The sequence below is a fragment of the Candidatus Kinetoplastibacterium crithidii genome (genome assembly GCA_027557655.1).
Classification (GTDB): Bacteria; Pseudomonadota; Gammaproteobacteria; order Burkholderiales; family Burkholderiaceae_B; genus Kinetoplastidibacterium; species Kinetoplastidibacterium crithidii_C.
On the sequence record CP064915.1, the window covers coordinates 92,776 to 114,980 of the forward strand.

The window sequence follows — 22,205 nt, forward strand, 5'->3', positions numbered from 1 at the left end:
CGTAATTTTTTTAGTTGGATGCTACCGATATTTTCCATTTTTATAGCTGTTATATGTGGTATGGTTTTTTGGGTTGTTTGTTCTAACAGTGGTAGCAAAATGCTAGTCAACGTTGTTGCTAATTATTTTGGAGGTAGAGTATCTATTGTTAACGGTACAGTTGTTGATGGTTTGAATTTAAAAGACCTTCATTTAAATGTTTCAAATTCAGAATTAGAAATAGCAGACCTACATATTAATATAAAATTAGAGTCTTTGTTCAGAGGTATTTTTAAGATTGCTGATTTGTCAATTTCTTCCTTATGCGTAGAAGTATTGGAAGATAGACAAAATACAAGTAGATATAAACATATGTTTACATCAGATAACAAATTTTTTTTTCCTATAGAAGTAGATAATATTAGTATAGAAAATATTTTTTTTAAATATAGCAATCAATCTTTTGGTGATATTAAGTTAAGCAAACTATTTGCTAATTTTAAGATTGATCAAAAGAAATCATTATTTTCTATAAATAATTTAGAGCTTAAGACAAATAGATTTGATAGTGATTTAACTGGATATTTAGTATTTGAAAATCAAAAGTCTACCATATTTAATTCAGAATTTAGATTTAAAAATAAAAATAATAGTATTACGAGTACGGAGGATTATACGTATGGTTTTTTAAATCCTGCTTTATTCGATTCTTCAGTACAAGTGACAGCTAGTGGCTCTTTCGACCAAATTATTATTTCTATCAATGCTGAGAATAATGAGATGGTAGCTAATAGTGCAATTGTTTTACGAAAACAATCAGGTTTTGTAATTAAGAAAGTAAGTATTGATTTATATCAATTTAAGGATTCTGGTTCTGTTTCTTTGGTAGCAAATAATATAAACAATGAATTAGTAAATGTTAATCTTTCTCTATCTAGTTTAGATAGTAGTCTTTTTTTTATAGGAGATATTCCTAGAATCATAATAGGTCTTAATTCTGAGGTCAAAATAGATTTTAATAATAATGAAACAATAGATGTTAGTGTTGATTTTATAATCGATGATTACAGTAAATGGGGTGATAGCCCAATGAAGGGTTATTTCGGAATTGGATTTAAAATTTTTAATAATGTTAATTATCTTAATTTTTTAGATATTTTAGAAAGATATAGTCTTATTAATAAGCTGAAAGGTTCTATAACTATCGGGTCTAATAACGTAGAGATTAATAGTGATACTAAAATTAATAAAAATATTTTGAGTATTAGGGCTTTAATGCCTGATATTAAGAAAATCTGGTACAAGTTTAGTGGTGCTATTGATATGCAAATTAACTTGTCAGGAGACTTATCTAACTATCGTGGAGAAATTAAAGCTTATTTTGATAGAGTAAGATTTAGTGATTTTTATAAATGGAAAGATCTAGAAATACAAACAGATTTTAAAGGTGCTCGTAATAAAGCTAAGAACATAGATTGGGATCTAGATATTTCAAGATTAGATATTAAATTAGATAATGTTAAGGTAACTCTTATAGATGTATTAACTTTCAAGTTGTTTATTAAAAATTATTTAGAGTGGCATTGGTCAGTTGATCAATTCAATATGATTTTTGAATCTATTGGTAATGGCAAAATTCTTTTTAATAGCAAAAATTCTAGAGGTACACAGAATGGTTGGGAAACAATCGGACAATTTAAAAATTCAGTGTTTGATAGTTCTGTGTTTTTAGATCTTGCAAAAATTCTTGGTATAAGTCTCACTTTGCCTAAAATTGAAAGAGATATGCCTGATAATTCAAAGAAAATGTTTATGTATGGCAGTTGGAACGTTCAATATGGGCAGAATTTATCTGGTAGTATTTCTTTAAGGATTTATGAAAATGATGATAAAGAAAAATCAGATCAAGTATTTTTATTGGATATAAATCTAGAACATATCAAAAATATAACGAATAAATTTGATATGTTACTAAAAATACAAGATCCAAACATTGGAATATTTGATGGTTTTTGCTCTATGTTTTTTGATGTTGATTCGAGAGGTTTTCCAATTTTAGATAAAGAAAAAATTTTTGTAAAATTAAATGCTGATATAACAGATTTATCTATATTAAATTATTTTTTGAAAGATAATATAGAAATTGGCGGTGCCACAAAAAGCAATATAGAAATAAATGGTTTTGTTGATAAAGAATTAATTGTTAGTGGTTTTATTAATGGTGAGAAGTTAAAACTAATTAGGGTTGATGATGGAATCAGACTATTAGATGGTAGTTTAGATGCTGATTTATCAAATAGTCAGCTTATCATAAAGCGTCTTTTTTTTCCTGCTAATCATAGAGTGATACCGCAAGATATTCGTTTGCGTGACCATCTAACATTGATAAATAAGAATGTCACAGAAGGTTATATTTCAGCTAGTGGTAATGTAGACTTTTCTTCTAATTATAGTAGAGTAGAATTTGATGTGAAGCAATTTCCTATTTTGCAGCGTTCAGATTGTTATGCTGTTATTTCAGGTAGATTGTTTACAGATTTATTTTATAAAAAAATATATGTTGGTGGAAAGTTGCTAATTGACACAGGATTGGTATGCCTAGATTCTTTTAGAACCTATTCTTATTTAGATGATGATGTAAAATTAGATTCATTCGTAATTGAACCATATAAAGAGAATTCTAGAAATATAGAAGTAAAATCTGATCTAGTTCTTGATTTAGGAAATAGATTTTATTTGACAGGACTGGGGTTTGATACAGGTTTATTAGGTTCACTTAGATTATCTCTTAAAAATGATGGTCGTTTTTCTTGTTTGGGTACAGTTACGGCCTCGGAGAATGGGGTAATAGAAGTTTATGGCCAGAGATTAAGTTTTAATAGAGGAAATCTTACTTTCCAAGGACGCATAGATAATCCATTAATTGATGTTGAGGCTGTTAGATTAGGAAAACAAGTCGAGCCTGGTGTGAAAATATCAGGTACGTTACAACATCCCATTATAGATTTAATTTCTTACCCTAATGTTAGTGATGTTGAGAAAATTTCATGGCTGTTGCTTGGGAGAGGTCCGGATGAACAAACTATGGATATTAGTTTTTTGCTTTCGGTAGGAGCTGCATTTTTGAGTGGAGGGCAACCTTTTTATCGGCAATTTGGATTGAGTGGTTTTGATATCCGTAGCGGTTCAATTGGTAAATCTGGCAGTATTTTACCAGATCACATAGTAGCTGGGGGTATTAATAAAGATAATTATAATGATTTTCCAACACAGTTTGTTGTTCTAAGCAAACAATTTGCTAATGGTATAAATTTAAGTTTAGAACAATCTCTAGTTGCTAGTGAAACAGTTGCTAGGATTAGCTATAGACTTTCTCGTCGTTGGTCTTTTGATATGAAAGGCGGTTCTGTAAATGGAGTTGCTTTTATTTACCGAACTTTTTTTGATGACTAGTGTTCTTATTGTAATTAATACGATAAAGATATTTTGAATATTTTTTCTTGTTCAGATCAATAAGCTCACGAGTGTATAAATATATTTTAATAATTATGAGTATTAAGAGTGATCGTTGGATTCGTGCTGCTGGAAAAGAGGGAATGATTTGTCCATTCGAGCCTTATTTGGTAAACAAAAATCAAGGGCGTCGTATTGTTAGTTATGGCACTAGTAGCTACGGATATGATGTGCGTTGTGCAAAAGAATTTAAGATTTTTACAAATATTAATCATGCTATAGTTGATCCTAATGCTTTTGATGAGAAATCTTTTGTAGATTTTTATGGTGATGTATGTATTATCCCTCCTAATTCATTTGCTTTGGCAAGAACCATAGAGTATTTTCGTATTCCTCGTAACATACTTACTATATGTTTAGGTAAAAGCACTTATGCTCGTTGTGGAATTATCGTTAATGTAACTCCTTTAGAACCTGAATGGGAAGGGCATGTAACACTAGAGTTTTCTAATACTACTCCTTTGCCAGCTAAGATATATGCTGGTGAAGGTTGTGCCCAGATGTTATTTTTAGAAAGTTCTGAAACATGTGAAATATCATATGCTGATCGTAGTGGTAAATATCAGAAACAAACTGGTGTTACTTTACCTAGGTCTTAATTTTTTATTGTTTTTTGTGATTTGATTCATTAGTTAAATTGTTTAGGATATATTCACATGAAGTTCTTGTTTCCAATTTTTATCATAGATGAGGATTATCGGTCAGATAATGCTTCTGGTTTAGGAATCAGAGCATTGGCGGATGCTATTGAAGCACAAGGTATGCAGGTTATTGGCGTAACTGGCTATAATGATATAAGTTCTTTTGCGCAACAACAAAGTAGGGCAAGTGCTTTTATTCTTTCTATAGATGATGAAGAGTTTGATGTCGATTCGCCAGAAGATGTGGCGACTGCTATAAAGAAATTGAGAGTATTTATAGGGGAAGTAAGGTTCCGTAATTCTGATATTCCAATTTATTTATATGGAGAAACAAGAACATCAGAACATATTCCTAACGATATATTGCGAGAGCTACATGGATTTATTCATATGTTTGAAGACACACCAGAATTTGTTGCTCGTCATATTATTAGAGAAGCTAATAGTTATGTAGCTAGTCTTGCTCCTCCATTTTTTAAAGAATTGGTTAAATATGCTCAGGATGGTTCTTATTCTTGGCATTGTCCTGGACATTCTGGTGGTGTAGCTTTCCTGAAAAGTCCTGTAGGCCAGATGTTTCACCAATTTTTTGGTGAAAATATGTTGCGTGCAGATGTTTGTAATGCCGTTGATGAGTTAGGTCAATTACTTGATCATACTGGTCCAATATCTGATTCTGAAATTAATGCTGCTCGTATTTTTAATGCAGATCACTGTTATTTTGTCACTAATGGTACTTCTACATCAAATAAAATAGTATGGCATGCAAATGTTGCAGCAAATGATATAGTGCTAGTTGATCGTAATTGTCATAAATCTATATTACATGCGATAATTATGACTGGTGCAATTCCTGTGTTTTTAAAACCTACTAGGAATAATTTTGGCATTATCGGGCCAATAGCTCTAAGTGAATTTGATCCAGTAAATATTAGAAAGAAAATAGAAGAGAATCCTCTTACTAAAAATCTTAAAAATAAAAATCCAAGAATTTTAACTTTAACTCAAAGCACTTATGATGGTGTGATATACAACGTTGAAATGATTAAAGAGTATTTAGATGGTTATGTTGATACCTTGCATTTTGATGAGGCATGGTTGCCACATGCATCTTTTCATGATTTTTATCGCAATATGCATGCTATAGGACAAGAAAGACCACGTAATGTAAATTCAATTGTTTTTGCTACTCATTCAACACATAAATTATTAGCTGGAATATCGCAAGCTTCTCAAATTATTGTGCAAGAGTCAAAGAATAGTAAATTTGATCATGCTTCTTTTAATGAAGCTTATTTGATGCATACATCTACTTCGCCCCAGTATGCAATTATTGCATCTTGTGATGTTGCTGCTGCCATGATGGAACCGCCAGGAGGAACTGCCTTGGTTGAGGAAAGCATAAGAGAAGCTATGGATTTTAGGCGAGCTATGCGTAAAGTTGAATCAGAGTATGGCAAGGATGATTGGTGGTTTAAAGTATGGGGTCCAAATAAAATAATGCCTGATAGAATAGGTAGTCAGGATGATTGGATGCTCGATTCAGATAATCAGTGGCATGGATTTGGACAGCTAGCTGATAATTTTAATATGCTTGACCCAATTAAAGTTACAATAATTACACCTGGATTAAGTATGTCTGGTAGTTTTGATGCAACAGGTATTCCTGCTTCTCTAGTATCTAAATATCTTACAGGGCATGGTGTTGTAGTAGAAAAAACTGGTCTTTATTCTTTTTTTATTTTATTTACTATTGGAATAACTAAAGGACGTTGGAATACTTTATTAACTGCTTTACAACAATTTAAGGATGATTATGATCGTAATCAACCAATGTGGAGAATATTACCTGAGTTTTGTAAAATAAATAAAAAATATGAAAAACTTGGTTTAAAAGATTTATGTGATCTTATACATGAAGACTACCGTAAATATGATGTAGCAAGATTAACTACTGAAATGTATTTAAGTGATATGGTTCCTGTTATGAAGCCATCTGATGCTTTTGCTAAAATTGCTCATCGTGAGGTAGAAAAGGTTGAGATTTCTCAATTAGATGGTCGAGTTACAGGTGTCTTACTAACCCCATATCCGCCAGGTATTCCATTACTAATTCCTGGGGAAAGGTTTAATAAAATTATTATTAAATATCTAGAGTTTGCTCAGATTTTCAATAATAATTTCCCTGGTTTTGAAAACTATATACATGGTTTAACAATTGATAACAATACTAAACAATACTATATAGATTGTTTAAAATAGTTATTCCATAATAATCCTCTTGCTATTTTTTTATATATTACAAAATCATATTTGAGACCATTTTCTGGTAGTTGATGGTCTCTTTTTTCTTCTAACCATAACTCTTTATTGATCTTTGGGAAGAAGGCATCGCCATGAAATTCATGATGAATTTCAGTAGCTATGATTTTAGAAGATAAAGGCAGGAATTGTTTATATAATTGTTCTCCTCCTATAATAAATACTTTCTGTGTAAAATTACATTTCTGAAGGGCGTCATATAAAGAATATGCTGTTATTCCATCACTGAATGTAATATTAGTATTATTAGTTATAATAATATTTTTTCTATTTGGTAATGGTTTTGTTTTTAGTGATTCCCATGTTTTCCTACCCATTATTATTTGATTATTAATAGTTGTTTTTTTAAAATGTTTCATATCCCCAATTAGATTCCATGGAATGGTATTTTGGTATCCTATAACTCTATTTTGTGAATATGCTACTATTATAATTATTTCCATAAAGTAAATTTTGTTGTTTATTAAACTGCGACTGTAGCTTTTATGTGGGGATGATGTTTGTAATTATTTATTTCAAAGGATTCATACCTATATTGAAATATAGAATCTGGATTTTCCTTAATCTTTAATGTTGGCATAGCTAAAGGCGAACGAGCTATTTGTATTTTTGCTTGTTCAATATGATCTTTGTATATGTGACAATCACCACCAGTCCATATTAACTCAGATGCTTCTAGATTACATTGTTGAGCAATCATATGTGTTAGTAAAGCGTAACTTGCTATATTAAATGGTACTCCTAAAAAAACATCGGCACTTCTTTGATATACCTGGCAGGAAAGTTTATTATGTGCAACATACATTTGGAATAATATATGGCAGGGAGCTAATGCCATTTTATTAATATCAGATACATTCCAGGAAGAGACAATAAGTCTTCTAGAATTAGGGTCATTCTTAATTTGATCAATAAGATTGCTTATCTGGTCTATGTGTCCCCCATCACTAGTAGGCCATGATCTCCATTGGACTCCATAGATAGGGCCTAAATTACCATTGTCATCGGCCCATTCATTCCAAATTCTTACTCCATTTTCTTTTAGCCATGATATATTATTATCTCCATTTAGAAACCAGAGCAATTCTATAATAATACTTTTCATATGTATTTTTTTTGTTGTGACCAGAGGAAATCCTTTCATTAAGTTAAATCTCATCTGATAACCAAAAATTGATATTGTACCGGTTCCAGTTCTGTCTGCTTTTATAGATCCATTATCCAAGATGTACTTTAATAGTTTCGTATATTGATACATATATAGTTTTATTAAATTTGGTGAAAGATATTTTATGAAAATTATTATGTAATTTATATAATACTCTCTGAGTATAAAGTTTTATAAAGAATAAATATTATTGAAATTTTTTAGATTTATTTTTGTTCTAATTTTTAGTAGTAAATTATATTCTATAAATATATTGATTATAATACTATAAACAATTGTGTATTGTAGTAGATCTGAGAATTTATTATTTATGTTCTGTGAGTTTTTTAAACCTATATTTCCATGTCATCATTAATGCAATATAGATTGGATGTTTAATACTAAGATATTATGAAATATTTGGGGAATCTTATAAGAATAATTAAATGAATTACTCGCCCTATAATTAATCTTTAAGAGAAAAGTATACCAATGAGCTTTTTAAACAGTCTAGCATCAATAGTTGGATCTAATTATGTATTGACAGGAGAAAATGCCATACCTTTTTTATCTGATTGGCGTGGTCGTTATAAAGGTGATGCTATAGCAATAGTTCGTCCTAGTAATATTCAGAGTGTTATAAAAATTGTACAATTATGTAAACAATACAATATTGCAATTGTTCCTCAAGGAGGAAATACTGGATTGTGTGGTGGAAGTATACCTAATAGCAATTCGAAAGATTCTATAATAATATCTACTACTAGACTTAATCAAATTAGAGATATAGATCTATCAAACAATTCTATAGTTGTAGAAGCTGGTTGTACCTTACATAAACTACAATGTATATCTTTAGAAAATAATAGGTATTTTCCATTAAGTTTGGCTTCTGAGGGAACTTGTACTATTGGTGGTAATTTGGCAACAAATGCTGGTGGTACACAAGTTCTTAGGTACGGAAACATAAGAGAATTGACTCTCGGTATAGAGGTTGTTAGCCCTGATGGAGATATTATTGATTTGCTAAGAGCACTTAGAAAAGATAATACTGGTTATAGTTTGAGGGATTTGTATATTGGGAGTGAAGGAACTCTTGGTATTATTACTGCAGCAACATTAAAATTATTTCCTATTCGTGATAAAAAATGGGCTATTTTAGTTCCTTTATCTTCTGTAGAGGATGCTATTATATTATTGACGGAGGCTCGTTCTGTTTTCGATGCTTCTCTAACTGCTTTTGAATTAATTAGTCAATTTTGTTTAAGACTATCGTTGAATTTCTTAAATGACAAGAAATATAGATTAGATAGTAATTTTATTCATCATCCATGGTTTGTTTTATTGGAAATATCAGCTATCGGTGATATTAGAGAAGTTGATGATTTTATGTCTAATAGAATTAAATGTTTCTTGGAGAAGTGTATTGATATTGGGTATATAGATGATGCCATTATTTCATTTGATAACTTACATTTTGCATCTTTATGGCATTTAAGAGAAAGTATACCTTTAGCAGAAAAAGATTTTGGTAAAGGAATTAAACATGATATATCTTTGCCTATTTCTTTAATACCAAGTTTTATTAGTGATATGGAAAAATCTCTTGATTTATATTTCAGTGGTGTACAAATAGTTGTCTTTGGCCATCTTGGCGATGGTAATCTACATTATAATGTTTTCAGATCTATTAATCAGTCAGAGGAGGATCTTTTATCTTTACAGTCTCAAATTTATGATTTAGTGCATAGCAAAGTGCATGCCTTGGGTGGATCTATTAGTGCTGAACATGGTATAGGTCAATTAAAAGTTAGTGAGTTACAAAAGTATAAGAACCTTAGCGCTTTGGATCTAATGCTTAGATTGAAGAAATCTATAGATCCAAATAATATAATGAATCCAGGTAAAATATTAGATATCTAAATAATTAGTTTTGACAATTTGGGCAATAATAAGTTGACCTTTTGTTTTGAAAAATTTTTATGATGTAGTTTTTATGACAAGCAACACATTTTTCACCTTCTTTATTATATACACAAGCATGTTGCTCTATATATCTACCAGATATACCATTAGTATTTACAAAGTTTTTTAAAGAACTACCTCCTGAGTCTATCGCAATATAAAGAATATTTTTTATTGCGTTTGCGAGTAAGTCGCATTCTTTGAAAGAAAGTGTTCTAGCTATTTTCATAGGATTGATTTGTGCTTTGAATAAACTTTCGGATGCATAAATATTGCCAGTTCCTACTACAATTTTTCCGCTAAGTAGCGCTTGTTTTATTGAGCAATTACGTTTTTTTAATTGATCGAACAAATATTGTCCATCTAATTCTTTAGAAAATGGTTCTAGCCCTAGGTTTTTTATTAGAGGATGTTCTTCTATGGAACCATCTTCTTTAGAGTGCCATATAACAGCACCGAATCTTCTAGGATCATTTAGCCTAAGAGAAAAATTTTCAAAAAACCATTCTATGTGATCATGTTTTGCTAAAACATCATTCTCTTTGCTAAGTTTTAATGATCCTGACATTCCCAGGTGTATTAACTGTATTCCATGTTCAAAATGAATTAATAAGTATTTGCCTCTTCGTGTGCAATTTATAATTAACTTGTTTTCTAAGATCTTATTTAAATCTTGTCTGACAGGCCAACGAAAACGGTTTTCTCGAACAACAATTTTTTTTAATTGTTTATTTGTAATTTTATTGTGTAATTCTTGTTTTATTATTTCTACTTCTGGTAATTCTGGCATCTTTAATCTACTTGATTTAACATTATAATAATTAATTTACTTAGGAATAATATATGTAATTTATATTATCTTTATTTAAGTAAAAAATAATTAATATTTATATAATTATGAGTTTTTAACATAATCTTATTAATGTTTTATAATGTATTTTGCTATTATAATCTATGGAGTATAATTCCTATATGCTAGATATAACCTATACCTATAGATTTTGCAAATATAAAATATGCCTTTTAGATACTAGAGTTATTCTATGATAAGACAGAAATTATTTGAGATATAGTGATAATGTTATATAAGTATTGTTTCATATTAAAAAATTATATTTAATTTGAAATTCATGTTTATTATGTTTAATATAATTTTTGTAAATTATATTATTTTTTAAGTTATTTGATGTAATAGGAAAAAGCATGGCTAATTTTTTATTGATAAAACTGATTTATGGTATATCCACTAGTTGAGTCAAATATTTACATAAATATAAGAATATTTAGTCAATTTTCTTTGAAAAAAAAATTAAATCAGGTTACAATTATGAAGCTTATGAAGCTTTAAGTTTTTTAGCAAGGATGATTTATGGTATGTCATTCATAATAGTTTTCCTGTAGTCAGAAAAAGAGTCGATTTTGTAAAAAGTGTGGTTTTATTTGGACGTTTGTTCTTGGTCATATATTTGTAAAGTATAATATACTTGGTAATGCCTTTTTGGCAGAAAGGAAAATAAATACTATAATGAATATAGGAAATGGAATCTTAAAGAATTTGAAGTTTATTTTTTTGTAGGTCTTGTTCTAGTCTTGATATTCATTCACTATAAAGAATTGGTTACTATTTAAATTATTGGGGAGTCGCCAAGTTGGTTAAGGCACCGGATTTTGATTCCGGCATTCGAAGGTTCGAATCCTTCCTCCCCAGCCAATAAATAATTGGTTATAGTAGGAGCCATTTTTCAAAAACTATTTCTACGAACTTTGTTATGACAAAACATAATTTTATGGTTTTTACAGGCACAGCTAATAATAAATTGGCTATGGATGTTGTTAATTACTTAGGTTCTTCTTTGGGAAATATGACAATAGGTCGTTTCTCAGATGGAGAAGTTATGGTTGAAGTAGAGGAAAATGTTAGAGGTCAGGATATATTTGTTCTGCAACCTACATGCGCTCCAACTAATGATAATTTGATGGAAATTATGGTTATTGCTGACGCAATGCATAGAGCTTCGGCTGGTCGTATTACAGCGGCTATTCCTTATTTTGGCTATGCTAGACAAGATAGAATTTCTAGATTTGCCAGAGTAGCTATAAGCGCTAAGGTAGTTGCCAATATGTTGCAGAGTGTTGGAGTAAACCGTGTATTGACTATGGACTTACATTCCGAGCAAATTCAAGGTTTTTTTGATATTCCTGTTGATAATATTTATGCTGCTCCTATCTTAATAGAAGATATAAGAAAAAAAGATTTAACTGATATAGTTGTTGTTTCTCCAGATATAGGAGGTGTTGTTAGGGCAAGAGATTTAGCAAAGCATTTAAATGCTGATCTTGCTATTATTGATAAACGTCGTCCTAGTCCAAATGTTTCTGAAGTAATGAATATTATTGGTGAAGTTAATAATAGAAATTGCATTCTTGTGGATGATATGGTAGATACTGCAGGAACTTTATGTAAAGCTGCTTTTGCGCTAAAAGATCATGGGGCGAAATCTGTTTATGCATATTGTACACATCCAGTTTTATCTGGAAATGCTCCATCATTAATAGACTCATCTGTTTTGGATGAGTTGGTAGTTACTGATACAATACCTTTGTCTAAAGAGGCAAAAGATTTTAGCAAAATAAGGCAGTTATCATGTGCTTCTCTTTTAGGTAAGACTATATTGAGAATTTGTAATGCAGAATCTGTTGGTTCTTTGTTTTCGTAGTTAGTTTTATGATTTTACATGTTGGTCGCGATATATAAAATCTTTTAAATTTTTTATAAATATTTATTCGGAGTTTTTTGTGAAATTTGATGCCACATTACGTAGCGTTCATGGTACGAGTGCGAGCCGCCACCTGCGCAATAAAGGACGTATTCCTGCAATAGTTTATGGTAAAAATTCATCGCCATTAAACATAGAACTCGATCATAATTATATATATCATGCATTGCGCAAGGAAGAGTTTCATTCTTCCATTTTGAATATGAATATTCTTAATAATAAGAAAGTTCAACAGGTAATACTGCGCTCTGTCCAATGGCATCCTTATAAACAACAGGTTTTACATGTTGATTTTCAACTTGTAAGTGCAAATCAGAATATTAATACTAAGGTTCCTTTACATTTCTTGAATGCAGAAATATCTCCTGCTGTTAAATTAGGAGGAGCGATAATCAATCATGTTGTGACTGAATTAGAAATTTCCTGTTTGCCTGCGGTATTACCACCATACATAGAAATTGATTTATCAAATATTGAGCTAGGAAATTCTGTCCATTTTTCTGATCTTGTCTTACCTGATGGGGTCTCGTATAATGGTAGTGATCCAGATCCTTTGTTAGCAACAGCATTTGTTAATGAGAATATTGATGATGAAGAACAAAAAGTTGAAGAGAATAAGAGTGAATAACTTTAAATTTGCTTTGAGTTAATTGTTTTTACAAATGAATACAACTTTGCGTTTAATTGTAGGTTTAGGTAATCCTGGTCCTGAGTACCTAAATACTCGTCATAATGCTGGCTTTTGGTTACTAGATATTTTTGCGGAAGCGCTAAAAGTTAATTTTGTTTATGATAAATATTTTGATGGCTTGATTTCTAAGACTTATCATAATAGTAATAGCATTATATTTTTTAAACCTTCTACATATATTAATAATTCTGGGGTTGCTCTTCATAAATTAGTTAATTTTTATAAAATCAATCCAGAAAGTATATTAGTTATCCATGATGAGCTAGACCTTCAGCCTGGTGATATTCGAGTGAAATATAATGGGGGAAGTGCTGGTCATAATGGTCTAAGATCAATACAGAAGGTTATGGGTAGTGAATTTTGGCGTATTCGTATTGGTATAGGTCATCCTAGATCTTCAAATAGTAAACAGTTAGTCTCAGATTTTGTGCTTGATAAGCCGAATTCTTTTGAGAAAAATCAAATAGATATAGCTATGGATTGTTGTCTAAATTGTATGTTTGATATATTGGATGGTAATTTTGAATTAGTAAGGAATAAATTAAAAAACAGTTGATAAATGTTTAATAGGAATAGTGTATTTTTAAAGGAAGTCCTATTATTCTTTGCTTTTTTAAAAAAACCAAAGAATTATTTAAATACTCATAAAGATTATAATTGTGATATAAATATATATAATTTTTTTTGTATCAAGTTTAAAATCTTATCGTTTTGGACTACTTTATTACTGATCGTTAATATTTTTTTATTAGGTCCAATATCTTATAATGTTGCAAAAATTATAGGAGCTCATCACAAAACAGAAGTTATAAATATTCCAATATATATCGGAATATTGTGGGCTCCGTTAATAGAAGAAATGTTATTTAGATATATTCTTTTATGCAATCCTGTTCAGTTTCTTGTAACATTGCCTTTTTTTCTTTTTTTATTATTAACTGGTCCTAGTTATTATAATTTGTTGTTGCTATCTTTATTGATTTTGATTTGTGTATATTTTCGTGTGAGGAATTCATTTTCAATTATATTCAATTGGGATTGCTATGTTTTATATTATCAAATAATTTTTTATCTATCTAGTATTTTGTTTGCATTCATACATGTTTTCAATTTTTCATTTGATAATAATAAATTTAATTTGTTTTTTATTCCATTTTTATTGCTGCCACAGTTATTATCTGGTTTAGTTCTAGGTTGGATAAGGGTCAGTAGTGGAATATTTTCATCGATAATTGTGCACGGATTATTTAATACTGGAGCAATTTTATTAATATGGATTTTGTCTAATAGAACTTGTGTTTGAATTATATTAATTGGAATTAATTATGGCGTTACGTTGTGGTATAGTTGGTTTGCCAAATGTTGGGAAGTCAACATTGTTTAATGCTTTGACTAAAGCTGGGATAGCTGCTGAAAACTATCCTTTTTGTACTATAGAACCTAACATTGGAATAGTAGAAGTTCCTGATTGTCGTTTGCATAACTTAGCAGAAATAGCGAAACCTGAAAAGATTATACCTGCAACTGCAGAATTTGTTGATATAGCTGGATTAGTAGCTGGTGCTAGTAGTGGTGAAGGATTAGGTAATAAGTTCTTATCTCATATACGTGAGACTGATGCCATAATCAATGTTATTCGTTGTTTTGAAAATACTGATATAATCCACTATGCAGGAAAGGTAGATCCTATTCATGATATAGAGGTTATAGAGACAGAGCTAATTTTAGCTGATTTAAGTACTGTTGATAAAGCATTGAGCAAATATAATAAGCTTGCTGTCAATGATAAAAGTAATACTAATATAATAAATGTGCTTAAGTTATGTTTGAGTCATCTTAATAATGGAAAATCTCTAAGAACTTTACAATTATCTGAAGAAGAAATAATAATAATAAAGAAATTTTCTTTTTTAACATATAAACCTATTATGTATGTGGCTAATGTTGATGAAAAAGGTTTTCTTGAAAAAAATAGCTTGTTGACTTCAGTTAGTAATTATGCAGCTGATAATAATATTCCATTAGTATCTATTTGTGCTTCTTTAGAAGAAGAAATAGGAGACTTATCATTAGAAGATAAAAAAATCTTCTTGCATGATTTTGGCGTAGAAGAAGCTGGATTAGATAGGCTAATACGTTCAGCTTTCTTGTTATTAGGATTGCAAACATATTTTACAGTAGGGGTTAAAGAGGTCCATGCTTGGACTATTCCAATAGGAGCTACAGCAGCTCAGGCTGCTGGTGTAATACATACTGATTTTGAAAAAGGCTTTATTAGAGCTCAAACAATTTCTTACGAAGATTTTATATATTTCAGAGGAGAGTTGAAGGCAAAGGAGGCAGGTAAAATGAGGTCAGAAGGCAAGGATTATATTGTTCAAGATGGAGATATAATTAATTTCTTATTTAATGTTTAATATACTAATTTTTTTTGAAAATATTCTTCAACAGCTGGAACTACGAATTTGCTGATATCTCCACCAAGGTATGCTATTTCCTTAACAACAGTGCTAGAGATAAATTTAAATTGATCTGAAGATGCTAAAAAGACTGTTTCTGCACTGTTTATTAATTGTTTATTAATACTTGCCATTTTGCATTCATATTCAAAATCTGAAAATGTTCTGAGACCCCTGATTATTATTCTAGCTTCGTGTTTCTCTACAAAATTTTTAAGTAGTCCATCAAAACTATATATGCTTACATTTTTGTATTTAGCTAATATTTTTTTAGCCATATCGACACGTTCATTAATAGTGAAAAGAGGTTTTTTCTTATTATTATGTGCTATTGCTATAAAAACTTGATCAAATAGATATGAAGCCCTTTTAATTAGATCTTCATGTCCATTGGTTATTGGGTCAAAAGTTCCAGGATATACAGCAATTATCATATGCGTCTTTATACAATACATAGTAGCAGAAAAGCATAACTTGTTATAATATAGCAAGTTATGCTTTTCTTTAAAGCAAATTAAGTAAGGGTTTTTAGAAATCCATACCACCCATACCACCCATACCACCCATACCACCCATACCTCCAGGCATAGATGGTGCTGATGGTTTATCTTCTGGTAATTCTGCTATTGCAGCTTCTGCTGTTAATAACAGACTAGCTACAGAAGCAGCATTTTGCAAAGCAGTTCTAGTAACTTTAGTAGGGTCAAGAACTCCTTGTGCAACTAGATCAGTATACTCACCAGTAGCAGCATTGTATCCATAACTACCTTTGCCATTTAGAACATTATTTACTACTATACTGGCTTCTTCTCCCGCATTGGAGACAATAGTACGTAGAGGTTCTTCTACTGCTCTGAGGATTAACTGTATACCAGCATTTTGGTCTGGAGTATCTCCTTTAAGGTTAGAGATAGCTTGTTTAGCACGAAGTAATGCAACTCCGCCGCCGGCAACAACGCCTTCTTCAACTGCAGCACGAGTAGCATGCAAAGCATCTTCTACACGAGCTTTTTTCTCTTTCATTTCAACTTCTGTTGCAGCTCCAACACGTATGACTGCTACTCCACCGGCCAATTTTGCTACACGTTCTTGAAGTTTTTCCCTATCATAATCTGATGTTGATTCTTCTATTTGAACTCTAATTTGTTTGACTCGAGCTTCTATAGATTTAGTGTCGCCTGCTCCATCTATAATAGTAGTATTTTCTTTTCCTATCTCAACTCGTTTGGCTTGACCAAGATCGTTAAGTGTAGCTTTTTCTAGAGTCATTCCAGTCTCTTCAGATATGACTACACCACCTGTAAGAATTGCAATGTCTTCTAGCATAGCTTTTCGGCGATCACCAAAACCAGGAGCCTTAACAGCAGTTGTTTTTAGTATTCCTCTAATATTATTTACTACTAAAGTAGCTAGAGCTTCTCCTTCTACATCTTCTGCTAGAATTAGTAATGGTTTGCTAGATTTTGCAACTTGTTCTAACAATGGTAATAAATCTCGAATATTACTAATTTTCTTATCATATATGAGAATATATGGGTCATCTAAAGCTGATACCTGTTTGTCTGGATTATTAATAAAATAAGGTGATAAATAACCCCTATCAAATTGCATACCTTCTACAACATCCAACTCATTTTCTAATGATTTTCCATCTTCTACTGTTATTACACCTTCTTTACCAACTTTGTCCATAGCTTTTGCTATTATATCTCCTATAGAGCTATCGCTATTGGCAGAGATGGAGCCTACTTGTGCAATTTCTTTGTTTGTAGTAATAGGTTTCGATTGTTTTTTCAGTTCTTCTACTGCTGCAGCTACTGCTTTATCTATTCCTCTTTTCAAGTCAATAGGATTAAATCCAGAAGCAACATATTTTATACCTTCCTGCACTATGGATTGAGCAAGAACTGTTGCAGTAGTTGTTCCATCTCCAGCGCTATCAGAGGTTTTTGAAGCAACATCTTTTACAAGTTGAGCGCCTATATTTTCTATCTTGTCTTTTAGTTCTATTTCTTTAGCAACCGACACACCATCTTTGGTGACAGTAGGTGCTCCAAATGAACGTTCAATTACAACATTTCTTCCTTTAGGACCTAAAGTTGTTTTTACAGCATTAGCAAGAGTATTGACACCGCGTACAATTCGTACTCGAGCATCATCACCAAATAAAACTTGTTTGGCTGTCATTTTAACCTTCCTTGAATATAAGTTTATCTAATTAAAGTTAACTACTAAATTAATTAATTAATTACTGCTAATACTTCATCTTCACGTATTACTAGTAGTTCTTCTCCATCTACTTTAACTGCTTGGCCGGCATATTTACCGAACAAGATTTTATCTCCAACTTTTAAATCTATTGGTAATATTTTACCATCTTCAGTTTTTTTTCCTGGACCGACAGAAAGTACTTCACCTTGATCAGGTTTTTCTGCTGCGCTTTCTGGAATAACAATGCCAGAAGCGGTTTTTCTTTCATTGTCCAAGCGTTTGACGATTACACGATCGTGCAGAGGACGCAAAGCCATAAGAAACTCCTGTTTTAAATTAGTATAAAAACTATAAAAACTGGTTTATAAAAACAAATTATACCAGCCATCGTGAAAGATATATATGGTCTAAATTTTTCTGTTCAAGAGGGTCTAGAAAAATAATTAATAATAGAAAATATATAATTCACAACAAGATTTTATAAATACATATATCTAAATGTTATGCTATAATGATTTAATGGGTTGTTAGCTCAGTTGGTAGAGCAGCGGACTCTTAATCCGTAGGTCGAGTGTTCGAGTCACTCACAGCCCACCATTCATTGTAAATTATTATAATAGATTGGATCTTATTGAAGTTTATATAGATATGTTACATATATTAATTTTTTAAAACTTTTGGTTAATATAGCATATATTGATTGTGCATAACTGTATGTATACATCAATTTTTGTGAACACCAGATTTTATGGTTGTAGGGTTTGCAATATTGTTGGCGATAGAGGCTGTGTGCAAGTATTTAGTTTTTTTAATATACACATTATTTTCTTTTTATAGTAGCGATGTTCTATCTTTATCGTCTGATGAGGCGATAGCAATTAATTTCTATAGAACCAATATAAGCAAGCATAAGCAATTAGGGCTGAATCTTCCAACAGAATTTCAGAAACTGTCTATTTTAATAGAAGCTGATGATATAGTTATAGATGGTACTTATTTAACTTTAAAGTCCAATGCCAGAATTACTAGTAATAAAAATATTTTTACGGGAGATCTGGTTACTATTAATAGGCTAGAACGTAATTTGTATATATATGGATTTTCAACTATTTTGAATAGAGAGAATTTTTTTATTGGTCGTGATCTTTTTTTTGATTTTAAAAGATCCATAGGTGAATTAAAAGATGCAAAATTATGGATAGAATCAAATAAAAGTTATCTTGAATCTGCTCAGGTTGATTTGCTTGCCTCTTCAAAAATTAAACTAAGTAATCCTATATATACTAGTTGTTCTTGTAATAAAAGAACTTGGTATACCAAGTCTGATTCTATTTATCTAGATTTTCGAAAAAATGAGGCGATATCTAGAAATAGTTTTTTATATTTTTATAATATTCCAATTCTATTTTTTCCTTATCTAAATCTTCCTTTAGAGAAGGAATCAAAATCTGGTTTTTTATTCCCTACATATGGCATTACATCTGTTGATGGATTAGATATTAGTTTGCCGTATTATTTTAGTTTTAGTAATAGATGTGATATGACAATAGGGCCAAGAATTATGTCAAGAAGAGGACTAATGCTTGAGAGTGAATTAAGATATTTACATAAGGATACATCAGGTTATTTTACTGCTAATTATATGCATTATGATAATTTGATTCATAAACATAGATGGTTTTATAGTTGGAAAAGTGATGCTTTTATTTCAGAAGTTGCTAATCTTAGTATTAATTTCTCAAGAGTGTCAGATGCAGATTATTTTAATGATTTTGATTATATATGGTCGAATAGATTTTTTCCAAAAAATTTATTACAAACTTGTCAGTTGAGTTTAGATGCTAATAATTTTAAAGGGAAAATCAGGATTTTAAAAAATCAAATTTTACAAAATCGAGAATTATCTAATACAGATTTATTTGATAAATTGCCAGAAATTGCTTGTTGTGGAAATTTGTGTAGTTATAAACAAAGTAATATTAGAATTTATTCTAATATTACAAATATTAGAAGAGTTAATTCTACTAGAGGGAATTTTGTTACAAGGTTACAAATATATCCTTATGTTTATTGTAATCTACATAAGAACGAATACTATATTAAACCTAAAATTGGAATACATCTTTCTAGATATTGGGTTAATAAGGATGTAGATGTAAGGCATAGAATAATATCTAGAAGTCTTCCTATTATTTCTTTAGATGGAGGTGCTAGTTATTATAGGAATATTTTTTTATTTGGACAGAATAATAAACAAATAATAGAACCTAGATTTTTCTATTTGTATGTGCCATATAAAAACCAATCTAAGATCCCATGTTATGATACTTTCTTGTCAAATTTTGATTTTTCTAGTTTATTCAAAGAAAACATATATTCTGGAGGCTGGGATCGTATATCCAATGCTAATAATATAACAGTTTCTATTACAACAAAGTTCTTAGAATCTCAAAATGATCTAGAGAGAATTTCTCTTTCAGGAGCAAGAATATTTTTTTTTAAACCAAGAAGTATTTCTATTCCTGGTGAACATATTAATAGTGATTATGAGAAAAAATTTTTATCCTCTATGAGAATCTTATTAGCAGAGAATCTTAGATTGGAAGGACAAGTCCAATATAATTATATTAATAATAGATTATGTGAATTGTCGCTTATAACAAATTACTTTCCTAATGCTCTTAAAAATATATATCTATCTTATAATTATAACCTAAATAGAATAGATTATATACCATATATTAATCATAAAAATAATATTAGTTTAGCTCTTCAATGGCCCATAAATGGATCTTTTTATAGTATTTGCAGGTTTGATTATTTACTATTTATTGAGAAAAATAATAAGACTAATTCTCATAAAGTTTCTTCTGAGATGGTACAATCAATACTAGGTATTGAATATAAGAAAGGTAATTGCTGGGTAGGTAGAGTAGTTGCTCATTCTAAAAAACATCCTACTAGGTATAATACAGCTTTATTTTTGCAAATAGAATTTACAGGTCTAGGTTCTTTAGGCGTGAACCCTATTAAGTTATTGAGGGAAAACATACCTGGTTATCATACTACGAGTTAATAAGCTTGGCGATATTTTTGAGATAAATAAATATGCATAAAGTAAAAAAAATGGTCATTTGGTATTTTTCTATAATGTTTATTACATTAGTAAATTATTCTGCTATGGCAATAGATAAAAGTATTGATTGTAAATCTTCTTTTAGCGATAAAATTGCACTTGTTGTTAATGATCAAATTTTTACTTTGAGAGATCTATTAAATGAAGAGCATAATCTTCTTATAGAATTAGAGAAAAAAGGAATTAAGAAAGATAAGAAAAATCTTAGAGAAGATACCATAAATCGGATTATTGAAAAAGCATTGATAGTTCAAGAATCTAATAAAAAAGGTATTTTTGTAAATAATAGCGATCTTAATAGTGTTATAGATAATGTACTTATACGTAATAATCTTAACTTGGATCAGATGCGTTTGCAGTTAGAACGAGAGCATATAAGTTGGGATTCATACTTAGAAATGTTACGTTATGACATATATAAAAACTATTTATGTCAACATATAATGGATGAGAAAAGAGTTATTACTAATAGTGATATAGATATTTTTTTAAAAAAATCAAAATTTGTTAATAAAAAATATTTAGGTATGAGTAATAATAAGAATAATCAAGTTCTTTCTTTAGCTCAAATTTTAATCAGAGTTCCAGAGAATGCTACATCTGAAGATGTTCAGGATCTTTATAATAAAGCTAAATTTTTACGAAACAAATTACTTGTTGGTGATAATTTTTCTGATATTGCTAGAGAATTCTCTGATGGACCTGAATCTTCTATTGGTGGTTTTTTAGGCAAAAAAACATTATATTTTTGGCCTGATTTGTTTATTGAAAATATTAATTTTTTATCTGAAGGTCAGATTAGTGAAATTTTTCGTAGCAAAAATGGATTTCATATCCTAAAAGTTCTTAGTATAGATCTTGATTCTGATATGGAATCAGCTATTTCTGGCAATAACTTAATAGAACAAGTATATCTAAAACAAATACTAGTGAAGAAAAATTTTGCTACAGCTACTGAGGATGCTATTTTATATTTGTCTCGTATTCGTGAGGCAATTGTATCCGGGAATATTAGTTTTAAAGATGCTGCAAAACACTATTCTCAAGATATTAATGCTTCCCAAGGTGGTGATATGGGTTGGGTTGATATCGATAGTTTAATTCCAGAGTTTAAAGAGGCTATTAAGGATTTAGGTAATAATAATCTTACAGATGTAATTAATTCACCTGAAGGTTATTGTTTGTTAAAATTTTGTAAGAGAAGGATATTTGATATTACGGAAAGAAACAAACGTAATTATGCTTATCAGTACTTATTTGATTTACAAGTTGATTCTGTATTTTCAAATTGGTTTGAATTTATAAAATCAAAGTCACAGATAGATATCAAATTTTTATAATTAATACTTAGTTTAAAATATATT

The 22,205-nt window shown here is 30.1% G+C and carries 16 protein-coding genes, 2 tRNA genes and 1 pseudogene; 13 read left to right on the forward strand and 6 right to left on the reverse strand.

Annotation, left to right across the window (positions count from 1 at the left end; all coding sequences use genetic code 11):
- The first annotated feature begins 18 nt into the window (after nt 1-18).
- From I1N47_00445 to I1N47_00455, 3 genes are all read left to right on the forward strand, one after another.
- On the forward strand, nt 19-3,432 hold the full coding sequence (locus tag I1N47_00445) for a translocation/assembly module TamB domain-containing protein (protein ID WBF65638.1): 3,414 nt from the start codon (nt 19-21) through the stop codon (nt 3,430-3,432).
- A gap of 95 nt (nt 3,433-3,527) precedes the next feature.
- Nucleotides 3,528-4,091, forward strand: a complete 564-nt coding sequence (locus I1N47_00450; protein ID WBF65639.1) for a dCTP deaminase — start codon at nt 3,528-3,530, stop codon at nt 4,089-4,091.
- 57 nt (nt 4,092-4,148) lie between these two features.
- Entirely contained in the window at nt 4,149-6,395 is a 2,247-nt protein-coding gene (locus I1N47_00455) for an arginine/lysine/ornithine decarboxylase (GenBank protein WBF65640.1), read from the forward strand.
- Here I1N47_00455 and I1N47_00460 read toward each other — a convergent pair.
- Together I1N47_00460 and I1N47_00465 are read right to left on the reverse strand one after the other, a co-directional pair.
- The gene (locus tag I1N47_00460) at nt 6,374-6,898 is read right to left on the reverse strand and encodes a dihydrofolate reductase (protein ID WBF65641.1); all 525 of its coding nucleotides are present in this window, start codon (nt 6,896-6,898) and stop codon (nt 6,374-6,376) included. The genes I1N47_00455 and I1N47_00460 overlap by 22 nt on opposite strands.
- 20 nt (nt 6,899-6,918) lie before the next feature.
- The gene (locus I1N47_00465; protein ID WBF65642.1) at nt 6,919-7,713 is read right to left on the reverse strand and encodes a thymidylate synthase; all 795 of its coding nucleotides are present in this window, start codon (nt 7,711-7,713) and stop codon (nt 6,919-6,921) included.
- Between the two features lie 381 nt (nt 7,714-8,094).
- Between I1N47_00465 and I1N47_00470 the strand changes: the two genes are divergently transcribed.
- Nucleotides 8,095-9,525 (forward strand): FAD-binding oxidoreductase, encoded by a 1,431-nt coding sequence (locus I1N47_00470; protein WBF65643.1) that lies wholly within the window; start codon nt 8,095-8,097, stop codon nt 9,523-9,525.
- Between the two features lie 4 nt (nt 9,526-9,529).
- On the opposite strand, the gene mutM is transcribed toward I1N47_00470, so the two are convergent.
- Nucleotides 9,530-10,357 carry a bifunctional DNA-formamidopyrimidine glycosylase/DNA-(apurinic or apyrimidinic site) lyase gene (gene mutM, locus I1N47_00475; GenBank protein ID WBF65644.1) on the reverse strand — a complete coding sequence of 276 codons (828 nt, stop codon included), beginning with the start codon at nt 10,355-10,357 and terminating at the stop codon, nt 9,530-9,532.
- A gap of 844 nt (nt 10,358-11,201) precedes the next feature.
- Between mutM and I1N47_00480 the strand changes: the two genes are divergently transcribed.
- The 6 genes from I1N47_00480 (at nt 11,202) to ychF (ending at nt 15,452) form a co-directional block, all read left to right on the forward strand.
- A tRNA-Gln gene (locus I1N47_00480) sits at nt 11,202-11,278 on the forward strand.
- A 58-nt stretch (nt 11,279-11,336) separates the two neighbouring features.
- Entirely contained in the window at nt 11,337-12,284 is a 948-nt protein-coding gene (locus I1N47_00485; GenBank protein WBF65645.1) for a ribose-phosphate pyrophosphokinase, read from the forward strand.
- 79 nt (nt 12,285-12,363) lie between these two features.
- Nucleotides 12,364-12,972 carry a 50S ribosomal protein L25/general stress protein Ctc gene (locus I1N47_00490; protein ID WBF65646.1) on the forward strand — a complete coding sequence of 203 codons (609 nt, stop codon included), beginning with the start codon at nt 12,364-12,366 and terminating at the stop codon, nt 12,970-12,972.
- 34 nt (nt 12,973-13,006) lie between these two features.
- Complete coding sequence (pth, locus tag I1N47_00495; protein ID WBF65647.1) at nt 13,007-13,591, forward strand: aminoacyl-tRNA hydrolase; 585 nt, start codon at nt 13,007-13,009, stop codon at nt 13,589-13,591.
- Between the two features lie 3 nt (nt 13,592-13,594).
- Nucleotides 13,595-14,338: a CPBP family intramembrane metalloprotease gene (locus I1N47_00500; GenBank protein WBF65648.1), complete on the forward strand. Its 744-nt coding sequence runs from the start codon at nt 13,595-13,597 to the stop codon at nt 14,336-14,338.
- A gap of 22 nt (nt 14,339-14,360) precedes the next feature.
- Nucleotides 14,361-15,452, forward strand: a complete 1,092-nt coding sequence (ychF, locus tag I1N47_00505; GenBank protein WBF65649.1) for a redox-regulated ATPase YchF — start codon at nt 14,361-14,363, stop codon at nt 15,450-15,452.
- On the opposite strand, the gene coaD is transcribed toward ychF, so the two are convergent.
- The 3 genes from coaD to I1N47_00520 all read right to left on the reverse strand — a co-directional run bounded on the left by coaD (nt 15,449) and on the right by I1N47_00520 (nt 18,022).
- Entirely contained in the window at nt 15,449-15,928 is a 480-nt protein-coding gene (gene coaD, locus I1N47_00510; GenBank protein ID WBF65650.1) for a pantetheine-phosphate adenylyltransferase, read from the reverse strand. The genes ychF and coaD overlap by 4 nt on opposite strands.
- Nucleotides 15,929-16,022: 94 nt before the next feature.
- On the reverse strand, nt 16,023-17,681 hold the full coding sequence (groL, locus tag I1N47_00515) for a chaperonin GroEL (protein ID WBF65651.1): 1,659 nt from the start codon (nt 17,679-17,681) through the stop codon (nt 16,023-16,025).
- A gap of 53 nt (nt 17,682-17,734) precedes the next feature.
- On the reverse strand, nt 17,735-18,022 hold the full coding sequence (locus I1N47_00520) for a co-chaperone GroES (protein ID WBF65652.1): 288 nt from the start codon (nt 18,020-18,022) through the stop codon (nt 17,735-17,737).
- Nucleotides 18,023-18,226: 204 nt separating this feature from the next.
- Here I1N47_00520 and I1N47_00525 point away from each other — a divergent pair.
- From I1N47_00525 to I1N47_00535, 3 genes and pseudogenes are all read left to right on the forward strand, one after another.
- Nucleotides 18,227-18,302, forward strand: a tRNA-Lys gene (locus I1N47_00525).
- A 151-nt stretch (nt 18,303-18,453) separates the two neighbouring features.
- Nucleotides 18,454-20,821, forward strand: a pseudogene (locus I1N47_00530) (LPS-assembly protein LptD).
- A complete protein-coding gene (locus tag I1N47_00535; GenBank protein ID WBF65653.1) occupies nt 20,814-22,181 on the forward strand; it encodes a peptidylprolyl isomerase in 1,368 nt (455 codons plus the stop codon). The pseudogene I1N47_00530 and the gene I1N47_00535 overlap by 8 nt, the downstream one beginning before the upstream one ends.
- Nucleotides 22,182-22,205: the final 24 nt, after the last annotated feature.

Coding starts and splice junctions, on each gene's coding strand:
- I1N47_00445 (WBF65638.1), top strand. CDS start 19: ATGCTACCGATATTTTCCATTTTTATAGCTGTTATATGTGGTATGGTT.
- I1N47_00450 (WBF65639.1), top strand. CDS start 3,528: ATGAGTATTAAGAGTGATCGTTGGATTCGTGCTGCTGGAAAAGAGGGA.
- I1N47_00455 (WBF65640.1), top strand. CDS start 4,149: ATGAAGTTCTTGTTTCCAATTTTTATCATAGATGAGGATTATCGGTCA.
- I1N47_00460 (WBF65641.1), bottom strand. CDS start 6,898: ATGGAAATAATTATAATAGTAGCATATTCACAAAATAGAGTTATAGGA.
- I1N47_00465 (WBF65642.1), bottom strand. CDS start 7,713: ATGTATCAATATACGAAACTATTAAAGTACATCTTGGATAATGGATCT.
- I1N47_00470 (WBF65643.1), top strand. CDS start 8,095: ATGAGCTTTTTAAACAGTCTAGCATCAATAGTTGGATCTAATTATGTA.
- mutM (WBF65644.1), bottom strand. CDS start 10,357: ATGCCAGAATTACCAGAAGTAGAAATAATAAAACAAGAATTACACAAT.
- I1N47_00485 (WBF65645.1), top strand. CDS start 11,337: ATGACAAAACATAATTTTATGGTTTTTACAGGCACAGCTAATAATAAA.
- pth (WBF65647.1), top strand. CDS start 13,007: ATGAATACAACTTTGCGTTTAATTGTAGGTTTAGGTAATCCTGGTCCT.
- I1N47_00500 (WBF65648.1), top strand. CDS start 13,595: ATGTTTAATAGGAATAGTGTATTTTTAAAGGAAGTCCTATTATTCTTT.
- ychF (WBF65649.1), top strand. CDS start 14,361: ATGGCGTTACGTTGTGGTATAGTTGGTTTGCCAAATGTTGGGAAGTCA.
- coaD (WBF65650.1), bottom strand. CDS start 15,928: ATGATAATTGCTGTATATCCTGGAACTTTTGACCCAATAACCAATGGA.
- groL (WBF65651.1), bottom strand. CDS start 17,681: ATGACAGCCAAACAAGTTTTATTTGGTGATGATGCTCGAGTACGAATT.
- I1N47_00520 (WBF65652.1), bottom strand. CDS start 18,022: ATGGCTTTGCGTCCTCTGCACGATCGTGTAATCGTCAAACGCTTGGAC.
- I1N47_00535 (WBF65653.1), top strand. CDS start 20,814: ATGCATAAAGTAAAAAAAATGGTCATTTGGTATTTTTCTATAATGTTT.